We start from the raw sequence: 18,460 nt of genomic DNA on the forward strand, positions 1-18,460 counted from the left end.
AACCTTTCGTTGTATGCGTGAATGGGAAAGGGTATAACCCCCCACGGATTATACCCTTCCGGTGTCTTACTTATTTGCCGTTTGCTTTACTCCAAGCATCAAGCTGCTTTTGTGCCTCGGCGATAATTTTATCAGAGCCTGCGGCTTTTTGTTTTTCAAGGAACTTAGGAAGATTTTCCTCCGGGTCTAATTGACCCGCTTTAAGACCATCTGCAAACGTTTTAGATACATTATCGATGGCAATCATTTCATTTTTTACCGGTTCCGGGTCAAAGACAAATCCGAACATCCGGGACTGGTTCTTCGAAACCATTTGGTTAAACTTCTCATAATTCTCATATTTCTTCGGATCTTCGCCTACGCGAGTGTAGTTCAGCATTTGATTCCCGATTTGCCACATATTATCGTGATAAAATCCGACATCGCTGGATGTCTTACCTTCCGGTAAACCAATCTGGCCGTCTTTCAGCACATAATGCGTACCCTCGACTCCATAATTAAACAAGGTCAGCAAAGGTTTATCCTTGAAGAACAAATTCAAGAGCATCATAGCGCGGTCCGGGTCTTTGGATGTTTTGGAAATGGCCTGCATCGTTGCAGTCATTTTACCGGTCTGCAGCCTGTCGATATTTAAAGGTACTTGAAGAATCTCTCTTCCAGACCTTGAAGACGCGTTCGGCGATTTCGAGACGGAGCCAATTTCCATATTCGCTAGAATTTCGACATCCCCTACCAGTGCAAAAGCTTTCCCCGCTTGGAATTTTTTCCAAGGATCAAGTCCTGCAGTAAGTGCGTCTTTGTTGATATAGCCCGCCTTAAACCATTTGTTGGTTAACTTAGCTAGCTCCATATATCGGGGTGTTTCATATAAATTAATGACTTTGAAATCTTTAGGATCTGCGTTCTTCGCATTTAAAGCAGCTACGCTTCCAATCGTATCTAAGCTGCCTGAGGAGTAAAAGGCATCAAGCGGAAAGCTGGGCCCGACGAGCGGTGTTACATTAGGCTCGTTTTCTTTAATCGTCTTCAGCATGGGTTCCAAATCTTTAAGATCCCCCGATTTCAGAACACTCAGGTCAAATTTGTATTTGTCCACCAACGCTTTATCAAAATTAATCCCCTGTGCGCCTCCCAATTCCTGATGGGTATGGATGCCGTACAGCTTGCCTCCACGCTTTGCCGGGTCATGATAATTTTTCTCAACTGCCTCAATATCCTTCCCGTATTTGGCAAGCAGATCATCAAGCGGAAGAAGAGCTCCCTTGGAAACCTGCTGTTGGAAGCCCAACCAGTCGGCAGTAAAGAACAAGTCGGATTTCTCGGCGGAAGCCATCATGAGATTCGTTTTGTCGCTCCATGCGCCCCAATCGATGGGATTCAGCTTTACCGTCATGTTCAGATCCGAGTATGTCATTTTCAAGTAATCATTCATTGCGTTTTGGACGATTCCCAAATCCTTCTGCGGACCATCGGGATAAACCATTACGACTTCGTATGGCGCAAGCGCCTTAGTTCCTGCTGTTGCAGCTGCGGATGCTTGTGGAGAGCTGGAAGCTTCTGTACCTGTGTTCTTGCTTGAACATCCTGTTGCCGCCAGCGCTGCCGTAAGCATAACCGAAGTTAAGACCACAGAGCTTTTTTTAAACCGTTTCATTGGTTAAACCTCCCTATAAAGTTCACTCTTATTCTGTTCTATATACTAAACCGGACGAGCCGGAATTAGCCTTTGACTGCACCTACCGTTAAGCCTTTGATAAAGTATTTCTGCAGGAACGGGAATACCAGTACCATAGGTCCGATCGCTACCATAGCCATGGCCATCCGTATGGATTCAAGCGGCTGGGTTACATTGGCTGTGGAACTATAGGCCTTACTGGCAATGGCCTGAAGAAATGCGGCATTCATCAGTGTTTTATTGAGTAGATACTGCAAGGAATATAGATTCTCATTTTTGATGAAAACAAGGCTAGTGAACCAGTCATTCCAGTAAGATACGATAGTGAACAAACCGATAGTTGCCATCACGGGCAGCGACAGTGGAAGAATGATGCTGAAATAGGTTCTGTACTCGCTGGCGCCATCGATCTGTGCGGAATCGATCAGTGATGGGGGAATGCTGTTCGTAAAAAACGTCCGAATGATGAATATGTTGAATCCGCCTATCAGCCCTGGAAGGATCAGTGCGAACAGCGTGTCCTGCACATGAAGGAAGCGCGTATAGACCAAATACCAGGGAAGCAAACCGCCCGAAAACAGCATCGTAAAGAAGACGTAAAAACTTAGGGCGTTCCGGTAAGGGAAATCACTCCGCGATAGAGCGTATGCTATTGCGGAAGTAATAAACAAGCTTACAGCTACTCCAATCATGGTGACGAGTATGGAAACCCCGTAAGCACGAAGAATATTTTCAGAATCCTGAATTAGATAATTGTAGGCTACAAAATCCAGTTCTTTGGGCCAGAAGCTGTAACCGTGTTTCGTTACATAGTTTTCATCGGAAATAGACACGGTTAGAACCAGCCAGAATGGAATGATACAAGCCAAGCTGATGAGACTTAAGATGATCAAGATGAACGGATTTGTACCTTTTTTCGCTGCCATGCTCCAACCCCCTAGAATAACGCATTTTCTTTGCTAAATTTCTTCACAATGAAGTTGACCGAGATGACGAGCACGAAACCGACGACGGACTGAAGAAGACCTGCGGATGATGCCAATCCCGTATCACCTGTTACCAGCAATGCGTTATATACATAGGTGTCAATAACTTCCGTCGTTTCCTTCAGCATCCCGGACGCCATGGTAGCTTGATAGAACAATCCGAAATCCGCATTGAAAATCCGGCCGATAGCTAGAAGGGTCAGAATAATAATGACAGGCGTTATCAGAGGAATCGTAATTTTCGTCATTTGCTTCCATTTACCCGCACCATCAATCAGCGCTGCTTCGTAATATTCCTGATCAATTCCGATGATAGCCGCCAAATATACGATTGCCGCATATCCGACCGACTTCCAAGTATTCACAATTGTCAAGATATATGGCCAGTAATCTGGAGACGCATACCAAGCGATTGGCTCATTTCCCATTGGTTCCAATATAGACTTGTTAATAAACCCCAGCTCAGGATTCAGGAAGCCGAACACCAGATAGCCGACAATAACCATAGAGATAAAGTTAGGAAGAATCACCGTGCTTTGGAATAATTTCGATAATACTCGGTTCTTCACTTCATTCAGCATGATAGCGAGAAACACCGCCAATGTGGTATTGATTACAAGGAAGGCTACGTTGTAAAGGAGCGTGTGCTTAATGATGATCCATGCATCGTTGGAGGCAAACAAAAACTCAAAGTTTTTGAACCCAACCCAATCACTGCCCCAGATGCCCTTCGTGTAATTCAAGTCCTTGAATGCCAGAAAAATACCAAACATGGGCAGATAGTTGTTTATAAAAAGCATTAACACGCCAGGTAAAGCAAGAATGAATAGTGCCCGGAACTTCCACAGCTTCCCAAGCGCACTCTTCGACCTTGTGCTTGTTTTTGCCTCCTTCAATACCGATGTTTCGACTACGGCCATATGCTCCACCTACTTGTTTGTTTTATATGTCCTTAGTATACTGCCACAGTTCGATCCTCCCCACCGTTTTTGTAACCTCGCTCTAGTCGTTTTGTGACTTCCGGTATTCCTGTGGGTTGAAGCTGAATTGTTTCTTGAACATCTTGGTGAAATGTGAAAAATTGCAATACCCCACTTGCTGCGCTATGGCACTGACGGTCATCCCAGTCGAGTCAAGAAGCTGTTTCGCCCTGTTCATCTTCGTTTCTATGAGATAATCGATCAGTGTCTGTCCGGTTTCCTTCTTAAAGAGACGGGACAAATAAGCGGGATTGAGAGATACGAAGGCAGCTACATCCTCCCGCGAAATATCCTCTTCCACGTTAAGTTTCATATATTGGATCGATTTCTGAACCACCCCGTCCATTTCATTGGTTGCAAATACAGCGTCCATGACGGTTGAAATTATGTTCTCGGCCCAATGCTTGTATTGAGACAAGGTGCGGATTTGGGCAGATGCCCACATAAGAAAATGGGGAACTTGATTGGAGCTGATGCTTTTCACGTGGAGAAAATTATAGACAATCTGCAGTGTGTCATGATAATAAGCCTCAATCTGCTGATGATGAATATTAGCGTTTGCTTCTAGTTTTTCAACAGTCCGGTGAATAAGTTCGATCACTTTCTCTCGTTCCCCGTTCAACATATAATTCGACCACTCAAGAACATTCATGTTGTCCGGGACCGTCAGGGCAATGGAAGGGTCGCTTTGCGGAACGTACAGGATAACTGATTGTGTATGGGTTACATTATTGCGCTCCATATTCTTCAAGCCCTCACAAAGTCTGGGCAACTCTTGAGGGGATGCAAACCGGCCGATATAGCATGTGACCTGGCAGTAGAAATATTCCCGGCACACTTCAATGAATCGGGAACCTGCCTGAAGACACAAGTCGGTATCCAAGACGGATCCCGAGTTGTAAGCCATGACGAATAATATCCCGTTCTTGTCGACGATGACATCGCCGGAAAACTCGGAAAGAAACAACTCTTCCGCTGCTTTCTTTACCGCATACTCCATCATTTCCTGATCCCGAGTATCCAACGGTTTCTTCCATTCTTCGATACTAATCAGAATGGGCAGAACCTTATCATTGGATGCCAATTCGATTTGCGCATCCTGAAGCGCCCGCTCCAGGAAATCGCCAAAGGATAATATGCGGCGGGACAACAGATCCTGCCAGAACCGCTCCGCAAGCAAAGGCTGCTGCTTCTTATAAAGCGACAGATACTTCTGATACATTTCGTTATACTGGGAGTTCTCCTCCCTTTCTTTGATGGCTTGCAACATACGCGTAACCGTTTGAGCCAGTTCATCCCCATCGACGGGCTTTAATAAATAATCGAAGCTCCCCAGATTAATGGCTTGTTTGGCGAAGGCAAACTCGGAATGGCATGTCAGAAACAAACTTTCCGTATGTGGAGAATGCTCTTTCACCCAACGGACCAAGGACAGCCCGTCCTCATCCGGCATCTCGATATCGCAAATCAGGATGTCAATCCGGTGCTCCAGCATGATTCTTCTTGCTTCATCGGCATGATTGGCCGTTTGTACGGCATCTATGCCTAGAGTCTGCCAGTCATTGCAATGGCAAATGCCGTCCACCGCAAATTTCTCATCGTCCACAACCAACATCTGAGCCATATCTATCTCACTCCTTCGTGTAATCTATCGGCAGATATAGTTGAACCCCAAATCCTTTGGGTTCGTTATGGTAGAAGGTGATTTGTGCAGAGTCTCCGTAGCGAATGGCCACCCGTCTTTTTACATTCCATATGCCGATATTATTGTCTTCCGAAGCCGGAGCATAACTCTCGGAGGTTAACTCCTCCAACATCCCTGGAGCAATCCCCTTCCCATTATCCCGAACTTCAATACAAATCTTACCCTGGGTGTCTTCCAATCGATTCACTTGGATTTGCAGAACAAAAGGCTCGGTTTTGACACTCATGCCATGAATCATCGCATTCTCCACAAACGGTTGAACGATCAGGGATGGGATACGTGCGTTAAGCAGTTCCTCTGGAATCCTGATCTCAAAAGCGAACGATTCCTGGTAACGCATCTTCTGAATTTCCAAGTAATTGCGAATATGCTCCAGCTCCTGGGAGAGCGTTATCGTATCTTTTGTCGTGCTAAGCATAAAACGGAAGTATTGCACCATATGGCGCACCGTTTTCTTCACCAATTCATACCGCTTCAAATCCGCCAACTGAAAGATGATATTCAAGGTATTCAGAAAAAAATGGGGATTAATCTGAGTTTGCAGGTGTTTCAGCTCCGCCTTTTTCGCATTCAACCGCTCTTCGTATATATCGATCTTCAGATCCTTAATTTCTTCGACCATACTGTTAAAGGTATGATTGATGGTTTCGAATTCACTTATTTGCGAGTTCGGCAGCTTTGCTTCCAAATGCCCCTCTCTAATCCGACGTATGGCTCCCAGCAATTGAAGAATGGGATTATATATGATTCTGCGGAGCATAAACAAATAAAAAAGGAGAATGGCGAGCACAAACAGCGGCAGCAAGTTGATGATGATTTGAAAATTATTCAATCCCCTCAGCACCTCTGAATTCGGAAGGACAACAGCCATGTTGATTTTGCTTTTTGGGGAACGGCTGGTGATGACGAAAAGCTTCCTTTGGCCGTCTGAGAATGAAAAGGACGTATTCATTGTCAATTTGTCAGCCGGAAGCCTGAATTCCGTACTCAACGGTGGAGACAGGTCGGACAGAACGGTTCCGCCCTCGCCGACGAACAGAACATCCCCTCCTTCCCTAAGGTTGAGATTCCCCAGAGGTATCTTTAACGTATTGACATTAATCAAGGCTCCTATATAGGCATTGTTGCTTAGACCATCACTAACCACCCGGTGTAAGAAATATTGATCACCAATACGGATGACGGACCATTCATACATGGAGGACTTAAGCGCTTCAGGACGACGAAGGGAATCCGTTATCCATTCCCTTACCTGGTCCATATGATGTTCCGTTGTGCCGATAATGTTGGTTGTAACCAACAAATCGTTGGACCTGGAATAAACATAGAACATATCTACCGTATGGTAATAAGAGCGATAAATCTGACTTTTCTGAATTAGCTCCATCTGAGCAAAATAATATTCGGAATCCGATAAACCGGTCCGTCCGAACTTCTGAAAATTCTCATCATGATCAACGATAGACACCATGTTGTTGGTAATATCATCCAAACTCCTGTCGATCATATCGAGGTTAGAATTGACCAAATTCTGATAGGAATTGGCAACCTGCGTCAGTACGACGTCTTTGGCATAATGACCTGCCGCGAAGAGAAATAGCAAGAGGGGAAGCGTGACCGCAGAAAAAAGAATAATGAAACGGGAACCAAGCGTATTCGTTTTTATTTTCATCTTAACCCCCCCGCAGCATGATTTTTAAGAGGTTAAACAAAGAAAAACCCATACTTTTATAGTGTGGGCTTTTCAAAACATCCTCTCACTTAAGATTGAATACTTGGCTTCGTAAGGGCGTAGCTCCAAATGGCGAAGACCCCAGTCATCCTTTGCTTCATAGTTGCCTATGAACTGTTTGCTCGACGTATATGCAACCAAAGCTGGAATCTCAAAGGTCACTGGCGCCTCGAACAGAATCCGGGTCATTCTGCGCTTCCTCGGCATTGATCTCCGTATAATAGAGTAAACGTTTACTAACCTTTCAGAAAAAGAAGCCTATCTCAAAGCTTCTGACGAACCGTTTGTCTTTCCACAAGATGATGACTCACAATGCTGCTGGACACTTTATCCGAATCTTCTTCGATTAGACTAATCAGTTTTTCTGATGCAAGGCGCCCCATCGTGGTTAGAGGCTGATGAATTGTGGTTAGCGGCGGAAATACCATGCTAGCCAAACTGAGATCATCATACCCAATTATCGAAATATCATCCGGGATTTTCAAGCCTTTTTCCATGGCAATCCCCATCGCTCCGATGGCCATCTCATCACTTGCTGCGAACAAAGCCGTAAATGGAGGGGCTTCTACCAACAGTTTTTCCATTGCTTCTCTGCCGCTTTCTATCGAAAAATTCCCATAGGCAACTCGTGACTCGACATACTCTATTCCATTATCATTCAGAGCCTGCCGGTAACCATCCAAACGTGGGATACCCGCTATTTGGTCCCTAGGCGTGCCTCCGATCATGGCGATTTTACGGTGACCTTTCTGAATGAGATAGTCTGTTGCCTGATAGGCAGCTTGACGATCATCGACCTTGACGTAAGGAATCATGTACTTTTGTGACATCGTATTCACGAGTACGACTGGAACTCTCATTTCTTTAATCGCTTGATAATACTCATCCTTAAGAACTTCACTCGTGAAGACAATCCCATCCACCTGCTTCTCTCGAAGCACCTGCAGATACTTCAATGTCCGTTTACCATCTTCAGCCGTGTTACACACAATAACACTGAAACCTTTCTCGTGAGCAACTTCCTCAATGCCGTGAAGAATGTCTGATGAAAAGCTACTAGACACATTCGGAAACAGAACACCAATAGTCTGAGTCCTTTTGTTAATTAGCCCTCTGGCAATCGCATTAGGCTGGTACCCCAATTCTTCCACCGCATGCATAACCTTTTGTTTTGTCTTTTCTGAATATCCCGCCAAATTATGAAGCACCCGGGAAACCGTTGCGACAGATACATCAGCAGCCTTGGCTACATCTTTTATTGTCGGAGGATTCATATTAGAGACTACCTTCTTTAAAAATATTAATTTACGTAAACGTTTAACATAAATTGATCATAATTATTTTGACGAAGGCTGTCAATATTTATATAGAATGCTTCCAAAGGGTAGCTACGTTGACTACTTTCATGATGCAATCCATCGATTGACCGCCTCCAAATCTGCAAGCGCATCGACTGATTATTATTTCATTTTGCTACAGCTCAATCACCAACAGACTCCACACATAAAGCTTAGGAACGGTAACTAAAAGCTTTAAACCGCGCTCACCGTCCTCGATTATATACGCTAAATCTTGCGATCTGCCCATCTCGATATCCGGGCTAACTGCGAATACATGCTTAACTGATGAGCCTATGCGACTCGTTTTCCCTGACAACAACCCATACTTTGTCTGGCTCTCCATACGTGGAAATAGATGCATTGTCAAACACGTACTCCAAATTATCGCCCTGCACATGAGTCAGAACGCCGTTGGTCTCACCTAACAGCAGATGATAAGCACCATAGGGAAAAATAACAGCGGAGAGCAGCAGTGCAGATACATTTTCTCAAGTCAGCTCATTTTTTGAAATTTTTCATAACTCAAAGAAAATAAAACAGACCGGAACCCCTTGTTTGGAGCTCCGGTCTAATAAACATTAAACAACTTCATTCAACCGCCCATCCCGAAACCGCACAACCCGCTTCGCCTGCTGGGCAATAAATAAGTCATGCGTAATCAAAATAATCGTCCGACCTTGTGCATTTAATCTCTTTAAAATGTTTAAAATCTCCGCACCTGTCTTCGAATCCAACGCTCCCGTAGGTTCATCCGCCAAAATGATGGGAGGATCTCCTGCCAACGTTCGCGCTATAGCAACACGTTGCTGCTGCCCGCCAGACAACTCCGATGGAAAGTGCTTCCTGCGATCCAATAAATCCACCGATTCCAGTGCATGCAAAACGAGTGGATCTCTTTCCTTTTTGCTCATCCCCCGATAGATCAAAGGCAACTCCACATTCTCATAGGCACTTAATCTCGGTAGCAGGTTAAAACTCTGAAAAACAAAGCCAATCTTCTGATTACGAATCTCAGCAAGCTGAGAATCCTTAAGCACGTTTATTGCTTGACCATCTAGGTCATAAATACCTTTATCTACAATATCCAAGCACCCGATGATGTTCATCAGTGTGGATTTGCCGGAACCCGATGGTCCCATGATGGCCACGAACTCTCCATGATCAATATCTAACGAGACATCATCTAATGCTTTAATCGTTTCCTCGCCCATTGTATAATACTTACTAGCATTCTCGATATGGATTAACGTCATAACCTTCACCTCCATTACTTGCACAGGTTCCAAATAAATGAAGAATCCGATTCGTAACCTTACCGCTTCGCCTTATAAAACTCATGATACAGCTTCATCAGAGCCCGCTTCTCAATCCGAGACACATAAGACCTGCTGATACCCAGCTCCTTCGCAATCTCCCGCTGTGTCCGCTCTTCCCCGCCAAGCTCTAGTCCAAACCGCCCAACCACGACTTCTTTCTCCCGATCATCCAATATCTCCAGATTGCGATAGATTTTGCTCTTCTCTATCTTGAGCTGGACCTTATCCACTACATCATCGGCCTCCGTGCCGAGGATGTCGATCAACGTAATTTCGTTCCCCTCTTTATCCGTACCAATGGGATCATGCAGTGATACATCTTTTCGCGTTTTCTTCAATGAGCGCAGATGCATCAGGATCTCATTCTCGATACAACGTGCCGCAAAAGTCGCCAGCTTGGTCCCTTTGTTCGGCGAGAACGACTCGATCGCTTTAATCAATCCAATCGTCCCAATCGAGATCAAATCCTCCAAATCTTCTCCTGTATTGTCGAATTTTTTGAGGTTGTGTACTCGAAGCAACGTAAAAATCATAAATAACCCGATAGCTCAGAAGAGCCTATCGGGCTAATCGTTCCCCATTGAACTATCGTTCTCCGTTAGTTGAAAGATCTGTCCATTAGAAATCAATATATCTATTGCGTTAATAACAACTTCTCTCTTTTTCCCTTCTGAACTTCCTTCTGCTTCCAACATGTCTAAAATATCTTTGCTCTTTCTAAGTAATAACATGGATATTAGATGGGTTCAGGTCTCCGTGTATTAATCCAAATACTTATAGCGATTAAAGAATACATAGAGTTTTACAACCACAACAGATTTCAAAAAACTAAATAACCGTCCCCCGGTTGAGTACCAGGAAACGGTCGTTGCATAATCCGACTTTTTTGACTGTCTACTTGACGGGGGTAAGACCATTTAGGCGGTTATTAATCGGACTATTTTCTTGTCACCCGACAACTGATGACAAGAACATTATTACATTCCTGTCCCTCCCCTCATTCAAATAACAACACAACATAAAGACTACTTTGAGGATTGGACATAATTATGTTCATCTCAATGATGTCGGCAGTTATGCAGTGTTAACAACGGGGGATTCTTATTTTGTATTTTCAAACAATGTTATAAAAATAAACTATTCATGTAATATAAGTTAACATAAAATAATGAACAGAGTAGAAAAGAAATATTACATTAGGTCTATTGATATCAAAAAAATGAAGAAAAGAGGATGCATAGTGAATCCAAAAACGGCAACTCTAAAGAAACCTTTTTATCAAGGCCTTTTTTTTCAGATTATGGTTTCAATCATCGGGGGTATTTTAGTCGGTTATCTTTGGCCGACAATTGGTGTCACGCTTAAACCAGTCGGCGACGGTTTCATCAAGCTTATCAAAATGATCATTTCACCGCTTGTTTTTGGTGTTGTCGTCGTTGGTATTGCGAAGGTCGGCGACATCAAATCAGTTGGTAGGATAGGCGGAAAAACCCTCCTTTATTTCGAAGTTATTACAACCTTTGCCCTAATCATAGGCATGGTAGTGGCGAACTTATTCAATCCCGGCGCGGGAATGAACATCGATCCTGGAACCTTGACAACGGAAGCTGTCAATAATGTCACTAAGAGTTCTACACTTCCAAGCGGAGCGCAATTTTTCCTGAATATCATCCCGGATAGTGCCGTCTCAGCGTTTGCGAATAATACAATGCTGCAGGTACTGCTCGTCTCCTGCTTCTTCGGTTTTGCGCTTATCCATGTAGGCGGACGAACAGCGGAGGTTGTTGTCGATCTTCTAGAGCATTTCAATAAAGTCGTGTTTCAAATTATGGGCTATATCATGAAGCTTACGGCTATAGCGACATTCGGCGCGATGGCGTTCGCTGTTAGTCAGTATGGGGTTACCACACTCGTGTCGTTCGGTAAACTCTTTGTGGCCATGACGATCGCTTGTCTTGCATTCCTCTTTGTGTTAGCTATCATCACACGAATATTCGTTGGCATCAGCCTTTGGAAGTTAATCCTCTACATTCGAGAGGAGATCATTCTCGCGTTTGCAACAGGTTCGACGGAAGCAGCAATGCCGCAGCTCATGAATAAATTTGAACATGCCGGCTGCAACCGAGCTGTTGTCGGTCTGGTTGTTCCGACCGGATATTCATTCAACCTAGACGGGGCGTCAATCTATTTATCACTCGCTCTGATATTTCTTGCCCAAGCGACCGGCGTCGAATTGAGTCTTGTCGAACAGCTTATGATTCTGGGAGTCCTTTTGTTAACGTCCAAGGGGATGGCTGGTATACCGGGTTCTGCATTTGTGGCACTGTCAGCGACTGCGGCGGCAACAGGTTCGATCTCTATGGCAGCAGTTGCTCTAATGCTTGCACCGGACCGATTCATGGGCAATTATCGTACGACAGTGAATATTATCGGCTACGCTGTTGCCACCTTCGTCATTGCACGTTGGGAAGGTTTGCTTGACCATAATCGCGCGAAAAGCGCCCTCGATGGCAGTCTTCCATATACTTCGGTTGAAAATAACGTTTTAGCTGCGAATAAACAGCAATTAAATGCTTAAAATCAAATTACTAACGGAGTCCTTTGAACATGTAATAATTTCACTTTAAGTAATTTCCGCTAATCTGCCCGTTCAATAGGCTGCCGCATATTGCCGGTAGCCTATTTGTAATTTAACTATCGTTTTCCGTTAGCAGAATAGCTATTTTTCTAGTATTACGAGGGAATAGACCGTATTCACTCCTCCACCTCCCATAGAACTTTGACTAACTACTTTCCATCCCTGAGACAACAATTCATTTAGTTCTTCTAAATTATTCCTTTTGTCGGTCAAATAACTAACAATTATTGCTTTTTGCATATAACACACAACTCCCTTTTAAACTAGTCTTTATGAAGCTATCGTTCCTCGTTAGTTTAATTCGAAATGCCCCGAGCAGACCAAGGGGCTTTATCCCTGTAGCGTAAATACTGTGTTATGCGCAATACCTGGCTTCTCTGAAATTACTATCGAACTGAAAAGTCAATCTATTGGTCTATATATAGACTTGAGATTCTCAATGTAAATTTTCCTATTAAATTTCATTTCAGGCACTAAATCTAACCACTTAACTTCAGTCCCAATTAGTTCATAATTATAGGGTATCCCTAATTTACTTGAATCTACTCCAAGCCGATGCCATATTACTTGATTATCTGTGGTTATCACTTCTGCAACTATTATCGTACAGATTAAATCACAGTCGTCGGGACACATTAGGATTGGCAATATAACTTTCTCTTGATTCGAATAAAAACGGCTAATCACTAATTCAACTTCTTCCTTCAAGTGAATCCAGTCAGTAATTGTAGGAATTAAACCTAAATATAAGTTGTCCGGATATAGATTATGAAGTAATAAATCGAGTGAGACTCCATCAACTAATATTGTTGGATGTTCAACACTAACATATTTACTTTTCAATATTTCAACAGATAGTATATTCATCATGAGTCCCCTCTTTCTTATTATCTTATTTTCAGGTTTGAGCATAACGTCATATTTTCGAACTTCGTAAACACTTCAATATTTTACATATTCGTGAATTCTCGCTTTACATTTTACGTTCCAAAATCTGTAAAGTTGTGGTAAACTCCCGTTCTTGAAAGAAAACAGGGAGCAGCAGCCGTGGCCGCTGCTCCCTGTTTGTTTATTGAACTAAAGTTCCTCGTCAACTTAGTAACTGCACTTAAAATCCCTAGGGATAGTTATGTTCGATTGTACTGGAAATCACTATTCAAAAGATATTTAGTTTTATTTATTCACTTTTGTAGTTAAGTGCGTTTAATATATTCCAATCCCAGAAGAAAGAGCCTTGTGATACAACTAGACGTTCAAACCATAATTCAAAGTTTAGGACGATGTCTTCTGCATCAGGAACATAAGTCGATCCAACAAAAATATAATCTTCTCTTCCTTTTTTTACTCTAGACGAATCAATATAGATAAGAATTGAATCATACTTAGCAATAACATACAAGTCCTCAGGAGCTTCTTTTTTAACCATATAATCCATAATGTCCTCTAAACCAAAAATATTCCAAGCACCATTTGCGTATTCAGAAATATCATTAAACAAGATTGCACCATCATTAACCATTAGAAAATCTTTGTAACTCTCCGGTAAATAGTACCCCGTCTCCTTAACAAAATTCATAATGTGTGTCTCTAATGTTGGTTTATAAAAGGAAAAAGAACAGGGCTGTAAGTGCCCTGATCCACGTTGGAAATATATTGTTGGTGATTTTTCTATATGCTCTTTCAAGCTCATTAATGTCTTATAAACCATTTGATTCATTTAGACGTCAGCAGCCTCTCATTGGTATTTTATTGCACTATCGTTCCCAGTTAGCGTAACAGTTACCGATTTATTACTTGAGCTGCTCGCTCAATCCGACGATGATGCCTTCGGGACCGCGGATGTAGGCGAGTCGATTCGTGTCCCCGTATTGCACCACTTCGCCGACCAGTTCGGCGCCATGGGCAAGCAGGCGCGCGACCACGTCATCGATGTCATCGACGGCGAACATGATGCGGCGGATCCCGAGTTCGTTCACCGGAGCCTTCTCCGGCCCAGTTCTGATCGCATCCGGCGTGTGGAACTTGTCCAGCTCGATCCGTCCGTGGCCGTCCGGAGTGCGCATAAACACGAGGGTAGCATGGACGTTCTGAAGGCCAATGAGACGATCTACGGAGGAGCCCTCGACGGTCGTTTCGCCCTCCAACTCGAATCCGAGTTGGAGAAAGAAGGCTTTAACGTCTTCGAGGTCGTCAACGACGATAAGGACGTTGTCCATTCGTAGTAATTTATTTTTTGTCATAGTTTTATCTCCTTATGAATTAAAAGTCATCATCTCTATTTAAAGCTGTCCTCAATTAAGTTTATGTCTAAGCGTCTCTGTCATAAAGTTATTCAGTTGCTGCAGGGTCTTATTCAGCTAACGTTTCCGTTAGCGTAATTCCGAGATCCCTCGGCCAGACCGAGGGGGTATAGCCCTAATGCTGGTGTTATATGATGTCACAGTCCTCTTCAATAAACCTTATAAAATCTAATCATTCCACATTCTTGTTACTTCTTCTAATTCTAATTCCTCGAATTGCATTTTATAGATATCAGGTTTCTTTAATTGGTTCAAAAAATCTAAGCCAAAAGCTGGATCAAAATGATTCATCATCAAAGTCATTACAAGACCATGAGTCCCGATTGCTATTTTCTTCCCTCTGTGCTCTTTTAATATGGGTTTTAGAACTGAGATTGCTCTTTTCTGGCAATCAGCATTAGACTCTCCACCCGGCAAGGTATGATTAAGGTCATTAAAACTCTCTCTGATACTAGACATTAACTCTGCACTTTCAATAATATTAGATGCAAAATGACGTTCTCTAAGATCTTCAAATACATTAATATCTAACTTTAAGTGCTCGGCCAATCCCTCAACACTAAGAATTGCTCGAGTATAAGGACTTGATATAATCATGTCAATTCCTTCACCTATAAGTAATTTCGTTGCTTTTTCAATATCGATCTTTCCTTTTGGGGTAAGCCCTCTTGTTCTTTCATTTCCTTCATTGTATGGTGATTCTCCATGCCTAACCATATAGATAATTGTCTTCATACAGGGCTCCTTTAAATGCTTTCATTAAATATCACACTGTGAGTTCACATAACGTTATATTCACAAAGTTTATAAAATTATCCAACTCAGAAAATATTCGAGAAACAATTGAACTATCCTCCGTCAATTAAAAAGAGGAGTAACTGCCAGCCGCGGCGTTCTGCTCCCTGATTTGTTAACTAACGTTCCTCGTTAGCTTAACCATCAATTATTTCATACCTCTTAATCTTGCTCAAGGGCAATCTTATAAAATGAGGCATATAACAATCAGCAGCTTCGCTCCCTACAGGATGTCCATTTCTACAAAGGACATTTAATGTAGATGAATCAGGACCACAACAACCGATTGCCGGCTCTTTTCTTGTGTTTCCATACAAGCCATCGATCGGAATAATTAATTCATCCTCTCTAATTTCATTGACGCCCATCCAAGGAAGTAATTCAGCTTTGATAATTTCGTGACCATAAACGTACGTTCTCCTCGGTAGATAATTCTCTTTTTCTTTTAATAAAATGCTACTTAGATTTCCAATGTGGCTTAAAAGATCTGTTACCATCTCACCACACTCCGTACATGAAAAAGATGCACGATTCACATCAATAATCCTCCAAGATTGATCATAATGACTGGATCCTTCAAAATAGATATTCATATAATCATTGATTATTTTTTCTGAAAAGGGTATAACTTCCGCCATGTATGGGATTACCCCTCTCTCTTTGTAGTAACCACGCTCTCTCTTTCTAGCTATTGGTTTAATTTTTATATTTAAATTATCTGTTACAGTAAAGACATTATTGATCCGATTTGCGATAACAAATTGTTCGATAAAACTCAACTCAGATAACGTGTTCTCATCTAAAGACTTATAAAATGATCTTATTTCCACAGGACTTTGCTTGTATGCTAAGTCTCTGGAGATATGAATGCAACTACTTATCGCTTCCATCATGGAACAGAATTCACTTATAAAAATATGTATGTTTTCAAGATTCATATTGTGCTTTGCTTCTTCTGCTCGTTTGTGGTGATAGCCCAAGCTAGTTTTTTTAAATTGTAATGCTTCCTGGTAGTTTTTCATCAGATTCCCCTTTAACAATATTCTAAAGCATAGACTCTTCAGCATCCCGGAGATGTTTCACTTTATCATAGTCCTTATACTTTTGATTCATTCCTCTATCGTTCTCCGTTAGCGTAATAAATACGAGTTTATTTCCTTTTGAAATAAGCAAAAATCAAGATCCAAAGAATACATCCGAGTATAATTTGAACTCCACTTTCTTGAATATGAGTGCCATTCCCACTCATCAATATTCCCGTAAAAAAACCCAACATAAGACATACAAGTAGCTCAAGCAATTTAGCTGTCATAACAATCTCCTTTATTATAAATAACCTATTACAAATAGTAGAACGATGCTGCATAACCCACACTAAAATAAACATGGAACTATTGAGCTTACTGAGTTAGTTGAGAAAAGGCAGCCGTTCGTTCTGACAAACTTCCCTTAGTGCTCAATCAAGCTATCGTTCTCCGTTAGCTCAATGTTTCATTGACGATATTGGGTTCCTCAAGGATATGGACGTGGCGTTAATTCTGTTTTGCTTTTTTTCCACCACTGGGAGTCATTACCATAGTAAACGATGTATGCCCAGTCCTTTGTGCTTTCATAAGTAAGGAAATACTCATCTTCATCAATTGGGCTTGAGTAACTACCCCATAGTTCATTCATTCTCCCTACCGCTTCATCTTCAGTTATCCTGAACTCATTCATCATTACTTCTTTTATTAATTCACAGATACAATAAGACTCTTCCTTGGAGATAAAGTTGTATCTATTCAATCACTTTTGCCCCTTCCATATCTTTTGAAATTAACAATCACTAGCCTAACCTGCCCGTTTACTTCGATGAAAACAAGAAGGAGGTGCTTTAATGCAGCTCCTGAATTATAGTTCTCCGTTAGTTTAGTAACGTCTTTCATTATTTAACTCATCGTTTGAGGAATTCATTAATTATTGGTTTGTCTGGAGGTGACAACTCAATTGGCATCTCATCAAAGCTAAAAAACCGTAATTCTTGCACTTCGACTCCATCGCCTTTAAGAACTCCATCAAAATCAGAGCATACGTAGGCGGACACAACATTATATACTTCATCACCATGAGGATATTTATAGTACAGGTCTTTTCCAGAGAATATGTTAAACAATTCAAGGCTCCTGGCTTCCAATCCTGTTTCCTCAAAAAGTTCCCTTTTTGCAACCTCTTCTAAAGTTTCCCCAGGTTCCATAGAACCACCAGGCAGTCCCCATAAACCGTTATCCGTTCTACGTTGTAATAACAGTCTTTGATTACTGCACAATAGAACGCAGGCTCCAGTATTAATAAGTGGTCTTGAACCGACTAACTTTCTGAGTTCCATTATATAACCCAATAAAAAACGCCCTTTCCAATATTTGTTTGGCAATTCCTCCACTATTGTTCTACGTTAGATGAACGCTTATTAGGCAAAGATTATTCAATCCACTATCTCGGTCCTATAGTGTGGAATAGATGCTGTCTGTCATGCTTTAAAGCATCCTGTATTCGTTTATAAGTGAAATCACTAATTGGCTTTGGTAGATCATCGATCGAGCAATATCTGCACTCCAAAATCTCAGGTGAACTTGGCTCAGGTTCTTGATTATTTTCGTAATTTGAAATGAAAACAAAATGATGCATGTCATAGTTTGGGTCATAGTAAATTCCAGTTAATTGCCCAACTTCAACTTTAAGCCCTGTTTCTTCCAGCACTTCTCTTTTTGCAGTTTCCTGTGCTGATTCATTCTCTTCAGATTTTCCACCTGGAAGATCCCAATTATTTTTACCATAGCTGTGTTTTACCAGTAAAATGCGTCTTTCTGAATCTAATATAATTGCTGCTGCACCCATCAACTTATTTGACAAAATAGTTCCCCCTAATGATATATTGGTTTACTTCAATTAGACTCCAAATAGTGGAAAAAAATTTAAGGTCAACCCACGCTCTACTGCCCGTTAGCTTAACGATC

General features: G+C 42.0%; 19 protein-coding genes. 1 reads left to right on the top strand and 18 read right to left on the bottom strand.

The window, feature by feature from the left end:
* Nucleotides 1-70: 70 nt before the first annotated feature.
* The 10 genes from QFZ80_RS24590 to sigK all read right to left on the bottom strand — a co-directional run bounded on the left by QFZ80_RS24590 (nucleotide 71) and on the right by sigK (nucleotide 10,267).
* Complete coding sequence (locus QFZ80_RS24590; protein WP_307561546.1) at nucleotides 71-1,654, bottom strand: ABC transporter substrate-binding protein; 1,584 nt, start codon at nucleotides 1,652-1,654, stop codon at nucleotides 71-73.
* A 65-nt stretch (nucleotides 1,655-1,719) separates the two neighbouring features.
* Complete coding sequence (locus QFZ80_RS24595) at nucleotides 1,720-2,601, bottom strand: carbohydrate ABC transporter permease (protein WP_307561548.1); 882 nt, start codon at nucleotides 2,599-2,601, stop codon at nucleotides 1,720-1,722.
* Between the two features lie 11 nt (nucleotides 2,602-2,612).
* A complete protein-coding gene (locus tag QFZ80_RS24600; protein ID WP_307561550.1) occupies nucleotides 2,613-3,581 on the bottom strand; it encodes an ABC transporter permease in 969 nt (322 codons plus the stop codon).
* Nucleotides 3,582-3,663: 82 nt separating this feature from the next.
* The gene (locus tag QFZ80_RS24605) at nucleotides 3,664-5,265 is read right to left on the bottom strand and encodes a response regulator transcription factor (RefSeq protein ID WP_307561552.1); all 1,602 of its coding nucleotides are present in this window, start codon (nucleotides 5,263-5,265) and stop codon (nucleotides 3,664-3,666) included.
* Nucleotides 5,266-5,272: 7 nt separating this feature from the next.
* Entirely contained in the window at nucleotides 5,273-7,018 is a 1,746-nt protein-coding gene (locus QFZ80_RS24610) for a sensor histidine kinase (protein WP_307561554.1), read from the bottom strand.
* A gap of 72 nt (nucleotides 7,019-7,090) precedes the next feature.
* Nucleotides 7,091-7,267, bottom strand: a complete 177-nt coding sequence (locus tag QFZ80_RS24615; protein ID WP_307561556.1) for a hypothetical protein — start codon at nucleotides 7,265-7,267, stop codon at nucleotides 7,091-7,093.
* 74 nt (nucleotides 7,268-7,341) lie between these two features.
* A complete protein-coding gene (locus QFZ80_RS24620) occupies nucleotides 7,342-8,352 on the bottom strand; it encodes a LacI family DNA-binding transcriptional regulator (RefSeq protein ID WP_307561558.1) in 1,011 nt (336 codons plus the stop codon).
* 199 nt (nucleotides 8,353-8,551) lie between these two features.
* Complete coding sequence (locus QFZ80_RS24625) at nucleotides 8,552-8,785, bottom strand: glycoside hydrolase family 66 protein (protein WP_483874734.1); 234 nt, start codon at nucleotides 8,783-8,785, stop codon at nucleotides 8,552-8,554.
* 211 nt (nucleotides 8,786-8,996) lie between these two features.
* A complete protein-coding gene (locus tag QFZ80_RS24630; RefSeq protein WP_307561560.1) occupies nucleotides 8,997-9,671 on the bottom strand; it encodes an ABC transporter ATP-binding protein in 675 nt (224 codons plus the stop codon).
* A gap of 59 nt (nucleotides 9,672-9,730) precedes the next feature.
* The gene (gene sigK, locus QFZ80_RS24635) at nucleotides 9,731-10,267 is read right to left on the bottom strand and encodes an RNA polymerase sporulation sigma factor SigK (RefSeq protein WP_307561562.1); all 537 of its coding nucleotides are present in this window, start codon (nucleotides 10,265-10,267) and stop codon (nucleotides 9,731-9,733) included.
* 707 nt (nucleotides 10,268-10,974) lie between these two features.
* On the opposite strand from sigK, the gene QFZ80_RS24640 reads away from it, so the two are divergent.
* Entirely contained in the window at nucleotides 10,975-12,312 is a 1,338-nt protein-coding gene (locus QFZ80_RS24640) for a cation:dicarboxylate symporter family transporter (RefSeq protein ID WP_307561564.1), read from the top strand.
* A gap of 462 nt (nucleotides 12,313-12,774) precedes the next feature.
* Here the strand turns inward: QFZ80_RS24640 and QFZ80_RS24645 are convergent, their stop codons facing one another.
* The 8 genes from QFZ80_RS24645 to QFZ80_RS24680 form a co-directional block, all read right to left on the bottom strand.
* On the bottom strand, nucleotides 12,775-13,242 hold the full coding sequence (locus QFZ80_RS24645; RefSeq protein ID WP_307561566.1) for a hypothetical protein: 468 nt from the start codon (nucleotides 13,240-13,242) through the stop codon (nucleotides 12,775-12,777).
* Between the two features lie 307 nt (nucleotides 13,243-13,549).
* Nucleotides 13,550-14,089 carry an SMI1/KNR4 family protein gene (locus QFZ80_RS24650; protein WP_307561568.1) on the bottom strand — a complete coding sequence of 180 codons (540 nt, stop codon included), beginning with the start codon at nucleotides 14,087-14,089 and terminating at the stop codon, nucleotides 13,550-13,552.
* 73 nt (nucleotides 14,090-14,162) lie between these two features.
* Entirely contained in the window at nucleotides 14,163-14,612 is a 450-nt protein-coding gene (locus QFZ80_RS24655; RefSeq protein ID WP_307561570.1) for a VOC family protein, read from the bottom strand.
* Nucleotides 14,613-14,840: 228 nt separating this feature from the next.
* Nucleotides 14,841-15,407 (bottom strand): histidine phosphatase family protein, encoded by a 567-nt coding sequence (locus QFZ80_RS24660; RefSeq protein WP_307561572.1) that lies wholly within the window; start codon nucleotides 15,405-15,407, stop codon nucleotides 14,841-14,843.
* A 197-nt stretch (nucleotides 15,408-15,604) separates the two neighbouring features.
* Nucleotides 15,605-16,489 carry a hypothetical protein gene (locus tag QFZ80_RS24665; RefSeq protein ID WP_307561574.1) on the bottom strand — a complete coding sequence of 295 codons (885 nt, stop codon included), beginning with the start codon at nucleotides 16,487-16,489 and terminating at the stop codon, nucleotides 15,605-15,607.
* Between the two features lie 490 nt (nucleotides 16,490-16,979).
* A complete protein-coding gene (locus tag QFZ80_RS24670; protein WP_307561576.1) occupies nucleotides 16,980-17,252 on the bottom strand; it encodes a hypothetical protein in 273 nt (90 codons plus the stop codon).
* 148 nt (nucleotides 17,253-17,400) lie between these two features.
* A complete protein-coding gene (locus QFZ80_RS24675) occupies nucleotides 17,401-17,844 on the bottom strand; it encodes an NUDIX hydrolase (protein ID WP_307564233.1) in 444 nt (147 codons plus the stop codon).
* A gap of 92 nt (nucleotides 17,845-17,936) precedes the next feature.
* A complete protein-coding gene (locus tag QFZ80_RS24680; RefSeq protein ID WP_307561578.1) occupies nucleotides 17,937-18,356 on the bottom strand; it encodes an NUDIX hydrolase in 420 nt (139 codons plus the stop codon).
* Nucleotides 18,357-18,460 lie beyond the last annotated feature (104 nt).

This window comes from Paenibacillus sp. V4I7 (genome assembly GCF_030817275.1).
Classification (GTDB): domain Bacteria; phylum Bacillota; class Bacilli; order Paenibacillales; family NBRC-103111; genus Paenibacillus_E.